Genomic DNA, 22,255 nt, shown 5'->3' on the forward strand with positions numbered 1-22,255 from the left:
ATTAATATTTATAAATTCCGAACTCACTCTTGATTATCAGTTCCTTTTTATCACTTTCTTCAACGCGTCCCACAATCTGCGCATCAATACCGAAGCTTTTCGAGAGGACGATTACCTCTTCGGCATGTTCGGGCGACAGGTAGACTTCGAGGCGATGCCCCATGTTGAACACCTTGTACATTTCCGCCCAGTCCGTGCCGCTTTGTTCCTGAATAGTCTTGAACAAAGGAGGAACGGGAAACAGGTTGTCTTTAATTACACGGCAATTATCGCCTACAAAGTGCAGCACTTTGGTTTGTGCGCCGCCCGAACAGTGCACCATGCCGTGAATTTCAGGGCGCAGTGCGTCCAGCAACTTCTTCACCACCGGAGCATACGTGCGGGTGGGGGAGAGTACCAGCTTGCCGGCATCCAGCGGACTGTCTTCTACGGCATCCGTCAGTTTCAGTTTGCCGCTATAAACCAGTTCCCGGGGTACTGCCTTGTCGTAACTTTCGGGGTATTTCTCTGCGAGATATTTGGAGAATACATCGTGGCGGGCGCTGGTCAGTCCGTTGCTACCCATGCCGCCGTTGTATTCTTTCTCGTAAGTGGCTTGTCCGTAGGAAGCCATGCCGACGATTACATCACCCGGGCGGATATTGGCATTGTCGATTACTTCGCTGCGTTTCATGCGGCAGGTCACGGTACTGTCTACGATGATTGTACGTACCAGGTCGCCTACGTCGGCAGTTTCGCCTCCGGTGGCGTATACGCCTACTCCCATTTTGCGGAGTTCGGCGAGCAGCTCGTCGGTACCGTTGATGATGGCGGAGATTACTTCGCCCGGAATCAGCAGTTTGTTTCGCCCGATGGTGGAAGATACCAGGATGTTGTCTACCGCGCCTACGCAAAGCAAGTCGTCAATATTCATAATCAGCGCATCTTGTGCGATGCCTTTCCATACGGAGAGGTCGCCTGTTTCTTTCCAGTACATGTAGGCCAATGATGACTTTGTACCTGCGCCGTCGGCATGCATGATGTTGCAGTATTCCGGGTCGCCGCCTAATATGTCGGGGATGATTTTACAGAAGGCTTGCGGGAAGATTCCTTTGTCAATGTTCTTAATGGCATTGTGCACATCTTCTTTAGACGCGCTCACACCACGCATCATGTATCTTTGGTTACTCATGAGTTGATATATGTATATTTTCAATTGAATGTGCAAAAGTAGCGATTATTTTGCTTATTGCCTTGAGTTTAGATTAAGAATTTAGAGGCAGGGAAGCTTGTTGTTCCTCTACTTGGCTTATGCAACACAGTGTGCAGGAGGATAATGATGAAACAGATGTTACAAAGGTGCAGGAAAAACTAAAATATATGTATGATATTTGTATCTATTGGGATCGTTGAATTTACTACGTAGTAGTGTGTGAACTACTACGTAGTAGTTGACCAACTACCCAGTAGTAATTGCCTAACTACTACTAAATAGTTAACCAACTACTACGTAGTAGTTATGAAGGCACTCGTGGCAGAGAACCGTCGCTTCCGGATTGACTTTTTACATTTTTTATAGCTTCAGAATGCCGTATTTCCGTCCAAAGGCACGGACGATTGGAAATATCGAAGTAAAAATCCGTATCTTGTTGATACATAGCGTGATATCGAAATATATACATCTCTAAAAAATGCGAATGACCTCTTCCGAAGGGCTTTTTAATGGTTTATTCCTGCCGGGTATGTGTGGCTTTTGTACGGGATATATCTGGTTTGCCCACCGGATATATGTGGTTCGCGCACCGGATATATCTGGTTCGCGCACGGGATATATCTGGTTTGCGCACGATATATATGCCGTCCGCGCACCGGATATATGTGGTTCGCACGGGAAACAAACAATTATTGCATAAATCCCGTATATCAGCCGCGAATTGTACATAATATCTGCATGTATATTCAATACAGCGTGCCTGTAACTTCTATTTCTTCCTCTTTCAACAGAAGAGTGTGTTGGTGAAAAGGCGCTTTTGCTGTCTTTTTGCAAACAAGTATCAAGCATTGCAGCAGAATTTTTTGTTCCTTTGAAACTAATTCCCAAAGCCGGCGTCTTATGTAAAAAGACTATCTTAAGATGAAACAGAATGATAACGAAAAGCAGTTCATTTCTTTTATTGAGGAATACAAGCGGTTGATTTGTAAAATCTGCTACATGTATGCTACGGATGGAGATAACTTTAAAGACCTGTATCAGGAAGTAGTGATAAACCTTTGGAGGGGTTTTGATACTTATGAAGGTAGAGGCAAACTTTCTTCGTGGATATACCGTGTAGGCCTGAATACTTGTATCTCTTTTTATCGACAGCAACAACGCCGGGGCGAGCACACTTCTCTTGATGCTCTTTATGGACTGGAAGCTGAAAATGACGAGACTACAATCCGCCTGAAAGAGATGTACCGCCTCATTGCAGGGTTGAACAAGTTTGAACGCGCCATCATCTTGCTGTGGCTGGATGAAAACTCTTATGAGGAGATTGCGGAAATTGTCGGCGTGCCGCGCAATACCGTTGCTTCGAGACTGAAACGAATTAAGGATAAACTAACAAAACAAGCGAATAGCTAAAGAATATAGATTATGGAACTGGATGAATTAAAGAATAATTGGGCTGCAATGGAAGAAAGGCTCGGACGGTTGGAAATGGAGAACCGCCGGCAATTAAATAAAACGGTGAATAGCAAGCTGAAGCAAGTACGCCGGCGTTTATTGTTACGGTTAACTTTGGTTATTTGCATTTTGCTACCTCTGTCTCTTAATCTTGCCCATAATATAGACCTTCATTTCAGTGTGCTGACGTGGACATTGATGGGGGTATTCATTGCTGTTGTAGTCTGCCGGCAATTGATATGGATGTGGTTGTTGGGGAGGATTGACTGTTTGCAGATGACAGTGCGTGAAGTGTGCTTGGCGGAGAATCGTTTCCGTATGTCTTTTAAGATAGGGATAGTTGTAAGTGTATTGTGCGCCGTGCCTTTGCTGTCGAGTATGGTATGGGATATAGCTGGGCTTGGCGACCGCAACATGTTACTTGCTATCTGGACAGGGATTCTGATAGGTTTATTCGTGGGTATATGTTTACTTCTCAGGGCATGGAAGGGAATAAAGGAATTGCAGGATGCGATAGCGGATTTGGAGTAAGTGGGTACTTTAGTTGAAAGGATAGTGGAATGAGGATATGTACAAAGTTTAAGTCTACTATCAAAAAGATATTCTTCATCCGCAGATAACGCAGAACACAGATTAGGTTTTGAATAAATCTGCGTAATCTGTGTTATCCGCCTCATCTGCGGATGAAGGATAGTGGACTTAACTATTCGTACTTTCTTCAGTAAGATAAAGTGTGTTCGGGGAACATTTAGAACTGTACTTGCGGCGCTACATCGCTACCTTCGGCAGCTTCAAAGTAAGCGCGCTTTTCAAAGCCGAACATACTTGCAAGGATACTCTTCGGGAAGCGGCGGATGGCAGTATTAAATTCTTTTGCCGCATCGTTGAAGTTGGTACGTGCCACATTAATGCGGTTTTCTGTTCCTTCTAACTGTGCTTGCAGTTCCAGGAAGTTTTGGTTGGCTTTCAGGTCGGGATAATTCTCGGTGATAGCCAGCAACTTACCCAAAGCGGAAGTGACTGCGCCTTGGGCTTTCTGATATTCAGCCAGTTTCTCAGGAGTCAGGTCGTTGGCGTCTACTTTGATTTGAGTGGCTTGGCTGCGTGCCTGTACTACGCCTTCCAGCGTTTCTTGCTCGTGAGATGCGTATCCTTTGACTGTGCTGACTAAGTTCGGTATCAGGTCGGCACGGCGTTGATACTGTGTTTCGACGTTAGACCATTGTCCGCTTACGTTTTCGTCCATACTTACCAGCCCGTTATAACTGGTGATTCCCCAGATAACCAAAAGGGCTAAGACTACAAGAATGATAATAGTTGACTTCTTCATACTCTTTTATATTAATTGATTATACAAATTCAGAATCTGGAACCGGCTCCTCCGCCTCCTCCTCTACCACCTCCAAAGCTACCTCCTCCGAAACCGCCTCTGCCTCCACCAAGACCGCCTCCTCCGAAACCACCTCCGAAGATAACCGGACCTCCTCCGCCTCCTCCCCGGTAGTTTTCATCATACGATTGTTTCCGGCGTACCAAAGTGTGCCCGCAATTAAGGCATGTATAGGTGACATCTTCCGTTCTCACCCCATTATTACTGGAGACAAGTTTACTGCCCGTGCGCTGCAACTTGTACTGACCGCATTGAGGACATTTGCTTGCCGCGCGCGCCGACAATACGCCTATCAACCCGGCTATAACAAGGAAGCCAATGGCTATTGCCAAAACTACCAAGAAAGAGAGGCCTGTATCGTTTCCCGTATCACTTCCCGTATCATTTACCATGCTTCCATCCAGTCTGCCGCATACGGAGCGGATACCGGCAACCATTCCCGCATCCCAGTTACCATCTTTCAAATAAGGAATCATATCTCGCGTCTGGATACGTTTACAGATAGCATCCGGCAAGTCACCTTCCAAGCCGTATCCCGTATAAAACTGAATGCAACGCTGGTCTGTCACAAGAAGAATAACCAAACCATTATCCTTTCCCTTTTTCCCAACGCCCCACTCATTGAGCAAGCTGTGCGAGAAGTCGAAGCAGTCTTTATCTCCAATGGACGGTACGATGGCTACCACGGTTTCGATACCTGTCTGTTGTTCCAGTGCATACAGCATACGGTCGATACTGTCGCATGCGGCTTGAGATAGAATCTGCTCCGGATTGCAAACGTAGCGCGTCTTGTCCTGAAGGTGTACTTTAGGAATATTGTTTGTAGTATAAACCTTCTGCGCCTGCACGGATAAGAGCAGGCATAGGAATAAACTAATGGAGATGAATCTTTTCATACTTATTATATTGATACGGCGAATATAAGGGAAAATCACATCAATGGATATACTTTCCTGCGAAATTCTTCACATATCCGGTATATTCTTCAGGATAATCTTTGTAGGACGTGGCGTGAGTGGCGCCGGGAACAATCCACAACTCCTTAGGCTCCGGCTTAGCTTCATAAAGCGGATAGACCATACCGGTAGGGACGTAAGTGTCCGCATCGCCATGAATAAACAGCATGGGCAACCGGCACTTCGCTACCCGGTTCAGCGATGAAGCCTCCTTGAAACTCCAACCGTACTTCATCTTACATAGCCAACTGGCGGTGTACATCATCGGGAAAGGGGGAAGCCCGAACTGGCTTTTCAGTTCGTTCGAAAACTCGTCCCATACACTGGTGTAACCACAATCTTCCACGAAGCATTTTACAAAAGGTTGTTGCGGTTCGCCGGATAGCATCATGATAGTGGCCGCTCCCATAGAGATGCCGTGTACCACCATTTGTGTGTTCCCGCCGTAGATTTCATTGGCAACGTCCATCCAGCGCAATACGTCCAAACGGTCTTTCCAACCCATCTGAATAGCCCTACCGTCACTCAATCCATGATATTGCAAGTCGGGCAACAGGATGTTATACTTTAATTCTTTATTATACAGGTAGCCTATCATCAGCATACGAACGCAATCGTCGGTATATCCATGTACGATGACGGCAGTTTGAGTTGTCTGTTCGGGGGCGGCTGCATAGATGGCATGAAGTCGCACTCCTTCCGGGTTAGTGATAAAGGTATCGCGCAGGGCGTCGGATATTTGCAGGCTGTCTATCCAGGGCTTTATGTGAGGATATTCGTTGAACATGTACTCGTAGGAGCCGGATAAGGTTCTGTCATTGTGATAGTCCGGTCTCAACGAGAAGCCAAGCATATAAAAGCTCCCCCCTGCGACAACCGCAATGATAACCGCCAACAGCCCAATCAGACCGTATTTGATACCTTTTTTCATATTCTCTTCCTTTTACTCTATTTGTTCCATATCTCCCATGCGGCAAATGCTTGCAATAGCAACATCTCGAGTCCGTTCTTGGTAACGGCGCCGCGCGCTTCACCCTTCTTCATGAAAAGGGTTTCGTTTGGATTATATAACAAATCGTAGAGCAAATGGTTGGGAGTTAAGGAGTCGTAAGGTATGTTCGGGCAAAAATCTACCTTGGGATACATACCCACGGGGGTGCAGTTGGCGATAACCGTGTATTCCTGTATAATCTCCGGTGTGAGTTCTTCGTAAGTAAGGTAGTCCGGATTGCTTTTGGTGCGTGATACGAATACGCTTTTGATACCCAGGTTAGCCAATCCGTGATAGACGGCTTTCGACGAACCGCCCGTGCCCAGAATCAGAGCCTTCTTATGGTGGGGTTGCAGTAAAGGTTCAATGGATTGTGTAAATCCGATGATGTCCGAGTTGTAGCCGATAAGCTTTATCTTTCCTTTCGACGGGCGGATTATTTTTATAACGTTTACCGCACCAATCTTGGCTGTGTCCTTGTCCAGCTCATCGAGGTAGGGGATGACTTGTTCCTTATAGGGAATAGTCACATTCAATCCGCAGAGATTGGTGTTTTCTCCTATAACTTCCATAAAGTCATTGATGTTGGGTATCTCAAAGTTCAGATATTCGGCATCTATGTTCTCCGATTTGAACTTTGCATTGAAATATCCGATAGAAAACGAATGTTTTAGCGGATAACCTATTAAACCGTATTTCTGCATAATTCTGTTAGTGGCTGATGTTAGTAATGTGATGAAGTGTCAATATAAGAATTACTTGGTTGCTGTGTATAAGGTGCATGTACCGAATGTCAGTCTCCGGAAACTTACCTGGCTGAATCCTGCTTCCCGGATAATCTCCTGCATGACTTCTCCCTGGGGAAAAGCGCGAATGCTTTGGGGCAGGTAAGTATAGGCGCTGTTGTCTTTTGACAAACATTTCCCAAGCAGGGGTATCACTACTTTGGAATAGATGGTGAAGAGTTGCTTCATCGGGAAGCGGTGGGGCGTGGAGAGTTCCAGAATGACGAGGTGGCCTCCCGCTTTCAGTACACGGCACATTTCCGACAATCCTTTATTCAGTTCTTCAAAGTTACGGATGCCGAACGCTACGGTTACGGCATCAAACGTGTCATTGGCAAATGAGAGGGAAGTGCAGTCCTCCCGGGCAAAAGATATCTTGTCCGAGAGGTGCGCCTGTTTTACTTTTTCACGTCCTACGTTCATCATGCCCTCCGATATGTCGATGCCTGTCAGTTCATCGGGCTGCAACTCGCGGCAGGCAAGGATGGCGAAGTCGCCCGTGCCGGTAGCTACGTCCATGATGCGCTTCGGCTGGAAAGGCTTTAACCATTTGATTGCTTTCCGGCGCCAACTGCGGTCGATGCCCAGAGAAAGGGTATGGTTCAACCTGTCATAAGCGGGAGCAATGTTGTTGAACATTGCTTCTATCTGCTCACTCTTTTTCCCATCTTTCCCGTAGGGTTTGATAGATTCCTGAGGGTAATCCATTGTTGTCAATAGGTTTATAATTTATTAGTGGGGATGGATACGCGGACGATGCGTACCCATTCCCACCTAAATTATCATTTATAGTATAAACAATTAATGTACTTATTCGTTCAAGAACGTAGTTACATTCTTCTCGATGCGTTCCGCAATGTTGCCGGTATCCTCTTTTACGAACTTCTCACCTGTGATGTGTTCGTACAACTCGATGTAACGGTCGCTGATGGAAGTCACGATTTCATCTGTCATCTCCGGAACCTGTTGTCCGGCTTTACCCTGGAAACCGTTGTCCATCAACCATTCGCGTACAAACTCTTTGGAAAGTTGTTTCTGTGGTTCGCCTTTTTCGAAAAGTTCCTGATAGCTTTCGGAATAGAAGTAGCGGCTGGAATCCGGAGTGTGGATTTCGTCCATCAGGTAGATGGTGCCTTTATGCTTACCGAATTCGTATTTGGTATCTACCAGAATAAGACCGCGTTCGGCTGCGATTTCTGTTCCTCTCTTGAAAAGCGCCATCGTGTATTTCTCCAATACGGCATATTCTTCGGGAGTAGCCAGACCTTGAGCAAGGATTTCTTCTTTGGAAATGTCAGCGTCGTGCTCGCCTATTTCGGCTTTGGTAGTTGGGGTGATGATTGGTTCGGGGAACTTCTGGTTCTCTTTCATTCCTTCGGGCAACCGGATGCCGCAGATTTCACGTACACCGCTTTTGTACGCACGCCATGCGCTGCCGCAAAGGTAACCGCGTACTATCATTTCGACAGGAAAACCTTCGCACATTACTCCTACCGTTACCATTGGGTCGGGCGTAGCCATTTTCCAGTTGGGGCAAATATCGGTAGTGGCATCTAAGAACTTTGCAGCAATCTGGTTCAGCATCTGTCCCTTGAAGGGGATACCTTTCGGCAGAACAACGTCGAAGGCAGAGATGCGGTCGGTTGCTACCATGACCAACTGTTCACCATTGATGTTATAGACATCGCGCACTTTCCCATGATAGACACTCTTCTGTCCCGGGAAGTTGAAATCTGTTTTTGTTAATGCTTTCATTCTTATAATGTATTAAGTTCATATTATTTTTGTGATGTTTTGTCTGCTTTCACTTCTTTATCAAACTTTTCATAAGCCTCCACAATCTGTGTCACCAGCTTGTGCCGTACAATATCTTTCTTGTTCAGTTCCACAAAGCTGATACCTTTTACGCCTTTCAGTATTTTCAGCGCTTGCACAAGTCCCGATGTTTGGGAAGGTGGCAGGTCAATCTGCGTCATGTCGCCCGTTACAATCATCTTGGTATTCATGCCCATGCGGGTGAGGAACATCTTGATTTGTTGAGTAGTGGTGTTCTGCGCTTCGTCCAGAATAACAACTGCATCGTTCAGTGTACGTCCGCGCATGAAGGCGAGGGGAGCTATCTGAATGATGTTCAGTTCCATATACTCTTTCAGTTTGGCGGCGGGAATCATATCCTGCAGGGCATCATACAGGGGTTGCAGGTACGGGTCTATCTTATCCTTCATGTCGCCGGGCAGGAAGCCGAGCTTTTCGCCTGCTTCTACAGCGGGGCGGCTGAGGATGATTTTCTTTATCTCTTTATTCTTGAGGGCGCGCACGGCAAGGGCGATGGCGGTGTAGGTCTTTCCCGAGCCTGCAGGACCGATGGCAAATACCATATCGTTCTTGCTAAAGCTCTCTACCAGTCTCATCTGGTTTTCGCTGCGGGGGATAATCGGTTTGCCCGTCACGCTGAATACGATGACGTTGCCCGACTTTTCCGCCTGGGGTGCATTTCCTTTGATTATGTCAATAATGACTTCTTCTTTCAGTGAATTGTATTCGGCGCAATATTTCTCCAGCTTGGTGATGTTTTCTTCGAATGCGCACATCTCTTCTTCGTCTCCCAGCACTTTGATGACATTGCCGCGTGCAACGATACGCAGCTTGGGGTACAGAGCTTTTATTAATTGTATATTGGCGTTATTCACGCCGTAAAAGATAACCGGGTCGATATCTTCAAGAACAATCAGTTTTTCTATCATCGAGTTGTTTATAAGTTCATTCTGTTTTTTAGTGAAACGGTTTGCAAATTTAGTGAAACGTTTGAATACTTGAGTGCTTCCAACTGTTTTTTTTGTTACAGGCTTCGCGGTAAAAACTGCTTCTACGAATTAGGCCTGTACTATGAATAATACAGGCTAAGAATTTGTGGAAATATCTAAATGATAACGAATAATCGTTGTTTGTGTTCATTATGATAGCATTATCCCGCTTTTTATAACATGCCTTGATTTATAAATTCATCTTTTAGCATACTTGATGAACGAACAAAGAATAATGATGCAGTATTTATGCGTATTATTGTATATTTACAAGCTATTTATGCAAAAATAGCCTGTTGCTTAAGGATGAAACACTAACTATCCATAAGTAAAACACTAACTATCTATAAGTAGNNTAAGTAGATCACTAACTACCTGTAAGTAGATCACTTGTTACCTATAAGTGGTTGGCTTGTTACCTGTAAGTAGTTGGCTTATCCTGTCCTGTTTCCCCCTTATCAGCCCACTTTCAGGAGATGTTTTGTNNTAAATGTAAGCATTTCGATATCCGTCTATCCCTCTGGCACTTACTGATTTTCGCTTCGATATTTCCAACCGAGCCTGCCCTCGGGCGGAAATATCGCATTCTCAGCCAACTTAAAATACAAAGTGTCAATCTGACAACTCCCTTAACTCCTGCAGTATGAATAATACAGGCAAGTGCAAACATGTCACTTTTAGCCTGATGCATTCTTGAACTTTTATGTCCGGGCTTAATTATATACTACATCATCTTTATTTATTCCGAAAATTTCCTTACCTTTGCTTGACTTTAACTTTAGAATACAATGAACGCACTTTTAAACAAATTCTATTTCATCATTTCGCTGCTGTGCTTTATAGTCATGCCTTTGGCTGCACAGACCGGTAAGTTCTATTCTACCAATAATGAGTTGTCCAGCAGTCTTATTAATTATATATTTCAGGATAAGAAAGGTTTTATCTGGATAGCTACAGAGTACGGGTTGAATAAGTTCGACGGCCTTCGTTTCTCAAATTACAAGCATATATCGCACGATTCCACTTCGATTATGAATAACTATGTGCGTACCCTTTTTGAAGACAGCCGGCAGAATCTGCTGGTAGGTTGCATTGACGGGTTGATGAAGTATGAGCCGGAGAAGGATACCTTTCGGAAAATTCCGTTGATACGTGCAGGCAAGCAAGTCTTTCCGCATGTTACGCAGATGCAGGAACTGCATAATGGTGAAGTATGGATAGCAACTACCGGGCAAGGAGTCTTCCGGCTGGACGAAGAGGGAAAACAAGCGATATCCGTTGATGCCATAATGAGGCAGGTGAATTATAATTTCCAGTCGAACCTGTACGAAGATTCCCATCATAATATATGGATTGGGACAGAAGGCCAAGGGGTGATTTGTTTTTTACCGCCAACCCAGGAAGTTCGTGTTTACAGATATCCGGTGATTAATGACAATTACATATCTGCCATTACGGAAGATAAGTATGGAAATCTGTTTGTCGGAACCCAGAAGCAAGGACTGCTGCGTTATGACCGTGAAAGGGATCTGTTTGTCTCCGTGCCTTACGTAGGCGGGAAGTCATTATCCGTTTATTGCCTGACGCTGTTGGATGACAGATTGCTGATAGGTACCGACGGGCAGGGATTGAAAACCTATAACCGGATGACGGGACAAATGGAAGATTACAGTATTAACTCCGCACCTATGGATTTCTCGGAAGGGAAGATACACGCCATTCTGGAAGACCGGGATAAAAATCTGTGGCTGGGCTTATTTCAGAAAGGCATTGCGCTGATACCTAAACAAGAGAATCCGTTTGAGTATTACGGCTACAAGTCCATTTACTATAACCCTATCGGGCAGGGATGCGTGATGTCGATTTATCAGGATAGCAACCAACATCTTTGGGTAGGTACGGATAATGAAGGTGTCTTTGAACTGGATGCCGAAGGTAAGAGGTTGCGGCACTATCAGCCGGGTAATAGCCCACACTCGGTTGCCGGTACCATTATGTGTACGTATGAAGATACGGACGGAGATTTCTGGCTGGGTTCTTATACAAGAGGTTTGGCGAAACTAAACCGGAAGACAGGTGAATGTGAGTATCCGCTGCCGATTGATAACGAGAAAATATTTTCTATAACCGAGGACCGCCATAAGAACCTTTATATCGGAACATTCGGTTCAGGCTTTTACAAATATAACTTGCTGACAAAAGAATTGAAACACTACGAATCCCCGAAAGACGAAACAGGCGATTTGACACGGAATGAACTGGTAAACGACTGGGTGAACTACATCTTCTGTGACAGTGAAGGCTTGATTTGGCTGGGGCTTTACAAAGGTGTCAGTTGTTTCAATCCGGTTACGGAGAGTTTCATAAACTACCGCAATGTCAATTCACTGATTGAAGACCGCGTGGGATACGTAATACAGGAAGACCACGCCGGAAATATATGGGCAGGTACAACAGACGGATTATATTGTTTTAATAAGAAAACCGAAGAACTTAAGCGTTTCACGATGGAGGATGGTTTGCCTAACAATGTGATTTGCGGACTCTGTGAGGACGAACAGCATAATATATGGATCAGTACTTATATGGGAATTTGCAAGTATGATGTGGAAAATAGTCGCTTTATCAATTATTATGCGGGCGATGGGTTACAGGGAAATGAGTTTAGCCACGGAGCATTTTATAAAGGCAGGTCGGGTAAAATCTATTTCGGCGGCATCAATGGCATAACTTGCTTTTCACCGGCTTCCATAGGCAGTACGTTGAAGAATCTGCAGGTTTGGATAACGGAGTTCTATATTTTTAATGAACCTGTAAATAAGAATACCCGTTCGGGGAATCCGGTTGTCTATACCTCCGTACCTGATGCCGACTTGTTCCGGCTGACTCATAAAGATAAGACTTTCAGCATTGTGTTTTCTACGTTGCAGTACTACAATCCGGAACAGATATCCTATCAGTATAAAATAGAGGAGTTGAGTAACCAATGGCTCAGTACAGAGCCGGGAGTAAACAGGGTGACGTACAATAATCTTCCTCCGGGCAAGTACACTTTTCAGGTTCGCGCTTTGAGTCATGGTAACTTTTCGGACATACGTAGCGTTAAAATACAGATAGCTCCACCCTGGTATGAAATGTGGTGGGCGTATTGCATTTACGTATTCTTGTTCGGGCTACTGGTGCTGGGCATCGTAAACTATATCTTGTCGCGCATGCGACATCGTCGCGAGATTATGAAACGCGAACATGCCGAGCAACTGAATGAGGCGAAATTACAGTTCTTCATCAATATCTCGCATGAAATCCGTACCCCGATGACGCTTATTATCAATCCTTTGGAGAAGTTGATGGCTGAAAACAAAGGGAAAGAGGTGCAGAAGACCTACCTGATGATTTACCGGAATGCACAGCGTATCCTCCGCTTGATTAATCAGTTGATGGATATCCGTAAGCTGGACAAGGGGCAAATGTTCATGAAGTTCAGGGAGACGGATATGGTTGGCTTCATTGATGATGTGATGCTTACTTTCGACTATCTGTCCCGGAAGAAGAAGATACATTTTACTTTTGAACATGCTATGCCGCAGTTGAAAGTGTGGATTGATATGAATAACTTCGACAAGGTATTGATGAATATCTTCTCCAATGCTTTCAAATATACGCCGGAACAGGGAGAGATTACAGTGAGGCTTTCTACCGGACGGGACATTACCCGCAAAGATTCCTTAAGAGAGTATTTTGAAATAACGGTGACCGATAGCGGTATCGGGCTTGACCGGAATAAAATAGAACGTATATTCGAACGTTTTTATCAAATAGATAATGATGTGACAAAATCCAACTTCGGTACGGGGATAGGCTTGCATCTGTCCCGGTCGTTAGTAGAGTTGCATCATGGCATCATTCTGGCGGAGAATCGTAAAGATGCTCCGGGTAGCCGTTTCATTATCAGGGTTCCGTTAGGTTCAGCGCATCTTCGTATCAATGAATTGGAAGATGCGGAAATGGCGGTAACCATTCCTCGTGCTGCTTATATCAAACCGGAGAAGACAGCGTTTGAGGAACATTTTGAGCATGCGGAAGAAGACGTGAATACTAAAAAGACGGGTAAGGCGAAAAGTCGTGCGCATATCCTGATAGTGGAAGATGAGGAGGAAATTCTCTCTTACCTGAAAGAGGAATTGGAAGAGGAATACCGTATAATGACCTGTGGAAATGGGAAAGAAGCCTATGATACTATCCTTGCGGGCGCTCCCGACTTAGTAATCAGTGATATCATGATGCCTGAAATGGACGGTTTGTCGCTTTGCCGGAAAATAAAGCAGAATACGAATGTTAATCATGTGCCTGTAATCCTGTTGACAGCCAAGTCGAAGCCGGAGGACACTATGGAGGGCATGGCAACCGGTGCGGACGCTTATATGGTGAAACCGTTCAATACGGAACTGTTGAAGAGCACAATCGCCAATCTGATAGCAAACCGGAAACTGTTGAAGAGTAAATTCAGTGGCGCACAGCAGCAGGAGGACAAAGTCCGGAAATTGTCGATGAAGACGCCCGATGAAGTCTTGATGGATAAAATCATGAAAGTGATTAATGAGAATCTTTCCAATCCGGATTTGAATGTAGAGATGTTGGGAGCTAATGTGGGTTTGAGTCGCGTCCATGTATACCGGAAGTTGAAAGAACTGACGAATCTTTCGGCACGCGATTTTATAAGGAATATCCGCTTGCAGCAGGCAGCCATTCTACTGAAAGAGAAGATATATACAATCTCGGATGTGGCGTATGCAACGGGTTACACAAACTTGTCGCATTTTTCCAGTTCATTTAAGGAAGTACATGGAATGTCGCCTAAAGATTATATGCTGGTACATCAAGATGAGGATTGAATTCTTTCATCTGCATTGCTGAACTTTCATTCAAAGAGTGGCAACCGTCGTGATTTCACTCCTCGAATTATCAATCCGCTTCACCTGGATCTGTGTTTTGATACGTTCCCGCAGTCCCTCTACATGGCTGATGATTCCTACCTTTTTGCCGCCCATCTGATGCAGTTTCTCCAGTGTGTCCATCACTGTGTTCAGGTAGTCGCTGCTTAGCGTACCGAATCCTTCGTCAATGAACAGCGTATCTACCGACAGGCTTTGCCGGCTGAGGGAGGAAAGTCCGAGAGCCAGCGACAGGGAAACCAGGAAACTTTCTCCACCGGACAGGGTACAGGCAGGGCGTGCAGCTCCTCCATGATAGAAATCGCGCAGCAGAATGGTGAGTGAACCTGCCTGGCATTCCAGTTCGTAACGTTCTGTCAGGCGTTGCAGGTAGAAGTTGGCTCCGTTGAGCAGTTCCTTCAATACGAAACTCTGGGCTATATTCCGGAAGTTCTTTCCTTTCTCGTCGCCGAAGTGGTGGCAGAGGCGGTCCCATTTCAGGTAAACCTCCCGTAGTTCGTCTGCACGTTTCTTCTCATCCTTTATCCGGGCAATGTTCTTCTCATTCTCTTCCAGTTGTATTTTCAACCGCAGAATGGTCTGGGTTGCTGCTGCGATTTTGTCTTCTATAGCGAGGATGAGGCTGTTCAGATTCTCAAGGGTCTTCTCTGCCTCTTCTTGTTTCTTTCCTTCTTCTTGTTTCTCTTTCTCTTCCTGTTTCTCTTTTTCTGTCTTTCCTCCCTTTTCCTCCTGATTCTCTTCCTCTCCCTTTCCTTCTTCCTTTTGTTTCTCTGTCTCTTTCTCTTTCTCTGTCTTTCCTCCCTCTTCCTCCATTTCAGGCTTTCGTGACAGATGTTCTTCCAGTTGTCCGGTGGTCAGTTTGAACGCCGTTTGTGTGGCTACTTCTTCCTCTTTAAGCCTTTGTAGTTCGGTGCGCAGGTGTTCTATCTGCTCGTTGGAGTGAGAAGACAGGGCGATGATACGCGCTTCGTCAATGTCCGGATGTGAGGTATGGAAGGTTGCCAGGTTGGCTTGTAGTTCATTCATGTTCTTCAGGACGGACAGGATGCTTTGTTTCAGCCCGCCCGCCTGTGAGTTCAATGTATTCCAGGCGATTCCCAGATTCCTGATTTCCTGTTTTCCCTCTATCGGAAGATTCTCCCATTCGGGGAAGGCATTGCAGATTATTTCCCGGGTTGCCGATATGCTGTCCAATTCCTTTCCGGTAACTGAAAGGGTGGTGCTCAACTCTGCCAGCCTGGCTTGTGCCTGCTTGTAATCTCCGGCGGACTTCCGTAAACGTTCGATGAATGCGACAGGGGAGCTGTTCCATTCCGTCTGCCACTCTTCCCAAAGAATCAGGGGAGTGATGCGCTCCAGAGTAGTCCGGATAATATCTTTCTCACTATCCTTCAGCGAATGTTTGGTGGTGATACCATTTTTCAGTTCTGCCAAGTTCTTGTCGGCAGTGTCAAATGCTTTTCGGGCAGCTTCTACGACTTGTTGATATTCGTTTTTCAGGTGTTGCAGGCGGGAGATGCGGGTGGCAAGGGTTTGCACTTCATTCAGCTTGGCGTTGATATCCTCAAGGTCTTGCTTGTTTTTCCGAATCAGTGTTTCCAGCACTTCTTCTGTGTTGCCGGAGGTATCCGGAATCTGGCACAGGCTGCACTTATCCAATGCTTCTGTCCGGGCGATGTCATATCCTTTCCGAGCTTTCTCAGTTGCCAGACGAGTACCTGGCATCATGTCTTCGTATGTCTTGCTCCCTGCCCGGTTGTTGTTCAAGGCTTGTTCCGCTTCCTTGTATTCCTTCTCTTTCGCTTCCAATGACTGCCGGATGGGAGCAAGCACGGACTGAAAGTCTTCATCCTTGCAGAGTGACTTTATCTCTTGTCCGCATACCGGACAGGTATCTCCTACGGAAAGGCGGGCGCGGGCTTCTTTTGCCCATTCCTCTACAGCTTCCTTCTGTTTGTCATAAAGCGTTTGGATGTCATCATATACTTTCTTCCTGTTGTCGAATCCGGTTTTGAGTTCCACATACCGGCTCTTGCAGGTTTGTAGTTTACTGTCCAGTGACTTTTCATTTTCCTCTGCCGCATTCAGTGTTGTTTGCTTCTCTTTCAACACGGTTAAGGCATTTTGAGCTTTCTGTAGATTCTCTTTGGTGGTATCCAGAGTATCCTTCTTGTTCTGCAAAGCATTCCGGTTCATGGATTCAAGCTGTGCATTCAGTAGGTCTATCTCTTGTTGCTTGTCCTGGTTCTCCTTGTTTTTGTTGTTGAAGTCGTTCTCACGGTCTGTGCGTTCCTGTTCCCGGGTAGGTTGCTGCCGGGTTAGTTCCGTTATCTGCTTTTCGTAAGCGGCGATGCGTGAGTGGGAAGAGAGTATGGCATTGAGGTCTGCAATGATGGACTGGCTCTGTTCGAACATGGGAAGGAGCGGGGCGTGAGTTGTCAGATACTCTTCGGCAAGCGCCAATTCGTTCTGTTGCTCTTTCATATTTACCTGTAGCCAGATGCAACCGTTGTTGAGGCGGATAAATTCTGTTTTCAGGCTTTCGGTTTGCCGGTTATTGCTTTCCTGCTGCTGTTGCTGCTGTTTCAGGGAAGAAGTCCAGTTGCGGGCATCCGTTGTAGTGTTCCAGTCCTTAATCAACAGTTCTTTTTGCCGGAAGTCATCCGATTGCAGTTGTTCCTTTTTTGCTTCCCATGCTTTCCGTTGGTTCTCTTGGCGGCGGGTAAGGTCTGTATGCGTCTTCAGCCAGTCACGTTTCAGGACGGCTGTGTCCTTCTGCCTGGTGTTTTCATTGATTTCGGTGCTTAGCGCAGTAATTGCCCCGTCAATTTCGGCTGTTTCTTCATCAGTCAGGATGCGGATACCTTCCAGCTTGCGGTTCTGGTTTTCATAATCCGTGCGTTTCTCTTTTGTGATGGCATAAATTCCGGCGCCTATTTCAGAATAGATTCCGGTGCCTGTCAGTTTCTCCAGAATATCCGATTTCTCGCTTTCTTTGCTTTGCAGAAACTTGGTGAAGTCACCTTGCGCCAGGAGGGTGGTGCGGCAAAACTGTTCGAACGTCAGCCCCACGGCAGCTTGTATTTCGGCTTTAATCTCGTTCTTCTTGGTGAGCAGGATACCCGTTTTCCGGTTCTCTAAAGTCCATCGGGCATCCTGAATGGCGCCGGATGCTTTCCGGTGTGCGCGGGCTACGTACCATTTGGCGGTATAAGGTATCTCGTTCGACCCTGTGAATTCCAGTTCAGTCCATGCTTCGCTGGTGTTCCGGCGCATCAGTTGGCGGCTGTCGTTGATTGCCACCTCTTCTTTCTTTGAAGAAAAGGTTTGTCCTATATCCCTGTACTTCTCATTTTCCGCACGTTCCATACGGGGCGTTTCATTATAGAGCGACAGGCAGATGGCGTCGAGCAACGTTGTCTTTCCGGCACCTGTTTCGCCGCAGATGAGGAACAGCGATTCCTCGCTCAGCGGTCCGTTCTCAAAGTCGATGACGGCATCTTCTATGGATGCCAGGTTCTTTATGATAAGCTTTTGAAGTTTCATGATTCACCACAGATTATGCGGGTTAACGCAGATTGTTCTTTTCTTTCACTCGTTACCTCACTCTTTTCTTTACTTTTTTCTTTCATTCGTTCCCTGCACGCTTTGCACGGCGGCATTCATCAGCTCGCAGAGTTCCTCGTCCATTTCTTCTCCTTCTGCCTCCTGATAGTAGAGTTTCGCTATTTCCAGGGGAGACATTTCCTGCATCTCCTGAATGGATATGTGCCTGACTTTATCCTCTGAAGCCAACTTCTCCCGGTTGGACTTGATGTAGCAGTACTTGCATCTTTTCCCTTTTACTGCGCCGGATGCCCGTTCGTTGCAGTCAGGCGCCAGATAATCTTTTATCAGGACATTCAGGCGGATGTAGGCAGGCTTGTCGTCAGGGTATTCTTCTAACAGTTTCATTGCTTCATCAAAAGCCACCGCTTCTTTGGGTAACGTAACGAATGGCATGGGATTCTCTATTTCTATCGTTCTTATCTCCGGTTCTTCATGTTTCCGGATTTCGACGATAGAGACAGAATGTGGATAAGTTTCGTCGAAGTTCACAGGCAGGGGAGTGCCGCAGTATCGTGCGTGGCGGCCATTCCCTTTGATGTTCTGCGGACAGTGGATGTGACCAAGGGCCAGATAATCATATCCTTCGCCCATGGAACTGATGGGGATATATTCTATTCCGCCCACGGTTTCATCATGGCCTGTCCGGTCGCTGCCTTCTATGGAGAGGTGCGCCGATAGTACAACGGGCAGGCTGTCGGTATTTATCTTTTCCACTTCGTCCAGCAATGCCTGGAAGAAGCGTGCTTGCCGTTCTTCACGCGGGGTTTCTGTGTCCAGCATCGGGAAATTCTGCGGATATACGTGGGGGACGGCAATGATGTATCCTTTCAGTATCTCTTCTTTGTCCCTTACTTCTATGATATGCTTTTCTAAGTTTACTTCTTCCTGAGTCCGTTCGATGTTTCCCACTACTTTCACTCCGAAGTGATTCCATAGGTTGCTGTCTATCTCTAATTTGGAACTGCTGTCATGATTTCCGGCTGTCACTACAATAATCATTTCCGGACAAGCCCGGTGAATTTCCAGCATACCGTCGGTGTACATTCTCTGTGTGGTTGCCGATGGGGTGGAGTAGTGGTAGATGTCTCCGCTCACTACCATTGCGTCCGGTTTTTCTTCCGCTACGATGCGGGTTAGTTGATTCAGGAATGCTTGTTGCTCCGGGCTGCGGTCATAGTTATACAGTGTATGCCCCAAGTGCCAGTCGCTGGTATGAAGTATTTTCATGTTTATATGGTTTTCTGCTTTCAAAAGTACGCAGAATGTGGGAGATAGGCAAGTATGGTTTCTATAAAATATTTACAGAGATACTTCTCTAACTAAAATTCTAATCGCCTTATAAATTTTGCTGTAAGAATCTCTTTCGTCGTATCTTTCAGCGAGTTCACAAGCATTTTCCATTTTCCCATCAGCAATCATATCTTTAACCCATTTCTCTTTTTCCATGAATTTGCGGCTTTTTTCATAAGTTGGAATATAGCGTTTTAATGCTTGTTCAGTAGCTGCCGAATCATTGAAATATCGGCATGTATCTTCATAATGCAATAAAAACCAATACTCAATAGATTGCATACTGTCGCATAGAAGCACGTTCTTATTCTTATCATAGCGTCTCTTCAGCGATAATAACTTTTTGCTCTCAGCAGAAGAGCGTTGACTAACATCTGCATCGAAAACGCAAATGACAAAGACATCTTCTTTAAGCAGTTCAATCAGCTTTTTTTCAATTTTCTCAATGCTGTTATTTTCAAATAGTCGAGGCGAAATAGAACAGCGATATCCTAATAATTTCTTAATATGGCTAAAATAGAATAACCCTGTTAGACCTTCGCCAATGATGTGAATAACCTGACGGGTATTTTGTGAATGCTTATATCTTTTCATGGCGATTTTAGATATTAGGAATTGCTCCGAACTTACCGAACTTATACGCTTTTTGCAAAGAACTGATTCTGTTCAATCCTTTGAAGTCTGTGAGTGGATACAGAATAGTGCTTCCATCACTACTCTTTTCCGTGAACCAAACATTATCTTTGCGAATCAGATCCTCTTCGGCCAATAATCCATCATAATGAGTAGTTAAAAGCAACTGGGCGTTTTCTGATTCTTTCAGGAATCGTTCAATAATATATTCTATCAATCTGGGATGAAGGGAAGACTCGATCTCGTCAATGGCTAAAAATGCATTATTGGCTATGGTCTCTTGAATGCATCCGGCAAGCCCCATGGTACGGAGGGTTCCTCGTGACTCCAATAACTCCGGGAATTCATAAAATGAATCTACTCCTTTATTTTCTTGAACTTTGTGTTGAAAAATGGTGTCTTGAATGACCCCGGCGGAAGTTTTTCTATCTTTTGCCGAAATATCAGAGATATTGAAATCCGCTTCTTGCAGATACTGCAGAATATAGTCTTTAGTTTGTTCTTCCTTGATACGAACTTCTGCATATTTACTAAGTGGCAATGCAGGGGTTACCGCCTGCATCATGCAACTTCGGAAATAAGCAAGCACTTCTTCTATCTCTGGTATATTTACATTTACTTGTGTGTATGCTGCTAAGACAGACATGTTAGGCAGGCATTTCAGAGAAATCTCTTCTTTCGCAGCGGCAGTCAGTTTCAACTTATTTCCAAATTTTATGCTGGAGACTCCACCAACAAGTGTTCGGTCAAAAACCATTGCAGGTTGTTGACCGGGATAATAGCATAATTCTTCTCTAACAATATAGGCTTTTGTTAGAGAAAGTTTATACATAAACTTCAAGGGTGTCTCATCTCTTCTTATGATATAAAACGATACACTTAAATCAGATGACTCATTCGAACTATTCTTATTCATAAGAAATGGGATAATTCCAGTTTCCTCTCCCTTATTGATTGGAGTACGAACAACGAACTTCTTTATGAAGTCGCACACTTTTATGAAATTACTCTTCCCTGATGCATTAGCACCATAAACAACTGCAAGTTTGAGCAAACGAACTCCGGGAGCTAAATTAACCACGTGGTAAGACTCCAGTTCTTTGCTATTATCTGCTTCAAAGCTGAATATTGCTTCATCTCTGAAAGAGAATAAATTTTTAAATCCAATTTCTGCAATCATAATTTGGAACTTTATTTTAGCAAAGGTAGAAAAAAAACGATAAATAGACTTTTTAATTTGCTGAAATTGCAAGTTTATTGTTATTCTTTGTATCTGCAATGCTTTTGGGCGCACTTGTTTTCGTTCAAGGCACATTGTAAGCGGATGATTGATGTGGTAAAGTTATGCTTTTAAGAAATAGATGTTTCTCATGAAAAAATAAGTTATAGCCTTTAATTATGATTGTTATTGAAGATTGTTTAAACAGAACTTAACTATTTAATAAGAATATTTTGTGGTAAGTATTATTTTTTATAGCTTTGGGAACTTTGTATTATTTAAGGTAACAAAATAGATGGAGAAACGTATACCTATACTTATTGTTCAGTTTGCCTACGAATTGCGTTCTATTGATATACCTCGTTTTCGAGGCGCAGTCATTGCGTCATTAGGCGACAAAGCAGACATTTTATATCATAACCATACGGGTGAAAACTTCCGTTATTCATATCCACTCATTCAATATAAACGTATACATGGTAAAGCGGCCATTGTATGTATAGCCGATGGAGCGGAAAAAATAGGGAGATTCTTTTCCAGTGCTTCGTCAGATTTTCTACTGGGGGCGGAACAAATAAAAATGGAAATTGAAGCAGTACGCCCTTCACAGTTTTGTATTCAATTGTGGAAAATATCGTTCAGATACCGTATCCGCAGGTGGTTACCACTGAATAGCGAAAACTACAAGACATATATGGAACTGGACGGACTAAAGGAACGAATTACCTTTCTGGAAAAGATACTGACCGGTAATCTGCTTTCTTTTACCAAAGGTTTGGATATCCACTTGGATGAACATCTGGAATGTGAGTTGACAGCGGTGAGTGAACCTTTTTACGTGATGAACAAGAACGTGAAACTAATGGCTTTTGATATCGAGTTCAAATCCAACCTTTCCGTACCGGATTATGTGGGGATAGGTAAGAATGCGAGTATCGGGTGTGGGGTGATAACGAGGATAAGGGAGAAAATAGAAAAATAA

17 protein-coding genes are annotated in these 22,255 nt (G+C 44.8%); 5 read left to right on the forward strand and 12 right to left on the reverse strand.

Annotated features, from left to right (window positions below):
* Position 1: 1 nt before the first annotated feature.
* On the reverse strand, positions 2-1,171 hold the full coding sequence (locus B2Z67_RS01505; RefSeq protein WP_291528050.1) for an AIR synthase-related protein: 1,170 nt from the start codon (positions 1,169-1,171) through the stop codon (positions 2-4).
* A gap of 505 nt (positions 1,172-1,676) precedes the next feature.
* Here B2Z67_RS01505 and B2Z67_RS01510 point away from each other — a divergent pair.
* The 3 genes from B2Z67_RS01510 (at position 1,677) to B2Z67_RS01520 (ending at position 3,175) form a co-directional block, all read left to right on the forward strand.
* Positions 1,677-1,892: a hypothetical protein gene (locus B2Z67_RS01510; RefSeq protein ID WP_291528051.1), complete on the forward strand. Its 216-nt coding sequence runs from the start codon at positions 1,677-1,679 to the stop codon at positions 1,890-1,892.
* Between the two features lie 221 nt (positions 1,893-2,113).
* Positions 2,114-2,602, forward strand: a complete 489-nt coding sequence (locus tag B2Z67_RS01515) for an RNA polymerase sigma factor (RefSeq protein WP_291528052.1) — start codon at positions 2,114-2,116, stop codon at positions 2,600-2,602.
* Between the two features lie 12 nt (positions 2,603-2,614).
* Entirely contained in the window at positions 2,615-3,175 is a 561-nt protein-coding gene (locus B2Z67_RS01520; RefSeq protein ID WP_291528053.1) for a hypothetical protein, read from the forward strand.
* A gap of 217 nt (positions 3,176-3,392) precedes the next feature.
* Here the strand turns inward: B2Z67_RS01520 and B2Z67_RS01525 are convergent, their stop codons facing one another.
* The 7 genes from B2Z67_RS01525 to B2Z67_RS01555 all read right to left on the reverse strand — a co-directional run bounded on the left by B2Z67_RS01525 (position 3,393) and on the right by B2Z67_RS01555 (position 9,510).
* Positions 3,393-3,974 (reverse strand): LemA family protein, encoded by a 582-nt coding sequence (locus B2Z67_RS01525; RefSeq protein WP_291528054.1) that lies wholly within the window; start codon positions 3,972-3,974, stop codon positions 3,393-3,395.
* Between the two features lie 29 nt (positions 3,975-4,003).
* The gene (locus B2Z67_RS01530; protein ID WP_291528055.1) at positions 4,004-4,930 is read right to left on the reverse strand and encodes a TPM domain-containing protein; all 927 of its coding nucleotides are present in this window, start codon (positions 4,928-4,930) and stop codon (positions 4,004-4,006) included.
* 40 nt (positions 4,931-4,970) lie between these two features.
* Positions 4,971-5,921 (reverse strand): alpha/beta hydrolase, encoded by a 951-nt coding sequence (locus B2Z67_RS01535; protein ID WP_291528056.1) that lies wholly within the window; start codon positions 5,919-5,921, stop codon positions 4,971-4,973.
* A 17-nt stretch (positions 5,922-5,938) separates the two neighbouring features.
* A complete protein-coding gene (locus tag B2Z67_RS01540) occupies positions 5,939-6,685 on the reverse strand; it encodes a shikimate dehydrogenase family protein (RefSeq protein ID WP_291528057.1) in 747 nt (248 codons plus the stop codon).
* 51 nt (positions 6,686-6,736) lie between these two features.
* Entirely contained in the window at positions 6,737-7,474 is a 738-nt protein-coding gene (ubiE, locus tag B2Z67_RS01545; protein WP_291528058.1) for a bifunctional demethylmenaquinone methyltransferase/2-methoxy-6-polyprenyl-1,4-benzoquinol methylase UbiE, read from the reverse strand.
* 102 nt (positions 7,475-7,576) lie between these two features.
* Complete coding sequence (locus B2Z67_RS01550) at positions 7,577-8,521, reverse strand: phosphoribosylaminoimidazolesuccinocarboxamide synthase (protein ID WP_291528059.1); 945 nt, start codon at positions 8,519-8,521, stop codon at positions 7,577-7,579.
* 23 nt (positions 8,522-8,544) lie between these two features.
* Positions 8,545-9,510: a PhoH family protein gene (locus B2Z67_RS01555; RefSeq protein ID WP_291528060.1), complete on the reverse strand. Its 966-nt coding sequence runs from the start codon at positions 9,508-9,510 to the stop codon at positions 8,545-8,547.
* Between the two features lie 848 nt (positions 9,511-10,358).
* On the opposite strand from B2Z67_RS01555, the gene B2Z67_RS01560 reads away from it, so the two are divergent.
* Complete coding sequence (locus B2Z67_RS01560; RefSeq protein ID WP_291528061.1) at positions 10,359-14,462, forward strand: hybrid sensor histidine kinase/response regulator transcription factor; 4,104 nt, start codon at positions 10,359-10,361, stop codon at positions 14,460-14,462.
* 30 nt (positions 14,463-14,492) lie between these two features.
* On the opposite strand, the gene B2Z67_RS01565 is transcribed toward B2Z67_RS01560, so the two are convergent.
* The 4 genes from B2Z67_RS01565 to B2Z67_RS01580 form a co-directional block, all read right to left on the reverse strand.
* Positions 14,493-18,068 (reverse strand): SbcC/MukB-like Walker B domain-containing protein, encoded by a 3,576-nt coding sequence (locus tag B2Z67_RS01565; protein ID WP_291528062.1) that lies wholly within the window; start codon positions 18,066-18,068, stop codon positions 14,493-14,495.
* 69 nt (positions 18,069-18,137) lie between these two features.
* Positions 18,138-19,358: an exonuclease SbcCD subunit D gene (locus tag B2Z67_RS01570; protein ID WP_291528063.1), complete on the reverse strand. Its 1,221-nt coding sequence runs from the start codon at positions 19,356-19,358 to the stop codon at positions 18,138-18,140.
* 72 nt (positions 19,359-19,430) lie between these two features.
* Positions 19,431-20,015, reverse strand: coding sequence for an RloB family protein (locus tag B2Z67_RS01575; RefSeq protein ID WP_291528064.1), 585 nt, complete (start codon positions 20,013-20,015; stop codon positions 19,431-19,433).
* A gap of 7 nt (positions 20,016-20,022) precedes the next feature.
* Positions 20,023-21,234 carry an AAA family ATPase gene (locus B2Z67_RS01580; RefSeq protein ID WP_291528065.1) on the reverse strand — a complete coding sequence of 404 codons (1,212 nt, stop codon included), beginning with the start codon at positions 21,232-21,234 and terminating at the stop codon, positions 20,023-20,025.
* 334 nt (positions 21,235-21,568) lie between these two features.
* On the opposite strand from B2Z67_RS01580, the gene B2Z67_RS01585 reads away from it, so the two are divergent.
* Entirely contained in the window at positions 21,569-22,255 is a 687-nt protein-coding gene (locus tag B2Z67_RS01585) for a CRISPR-associated endonuclease Cas6 (RefSeq protein WP_291528066.1), read from the forward strand.

It is taken from the genome of Bacteroides sp. UBA939, assembly GCF_002293435.1.
In the GTDB taxonomy this organism is placed as follows: domain Bacteria; phylum Bacteroidota; class Bacteroidia; order Bacteroidales; family Bacteroidaceae; genus Bacteroides.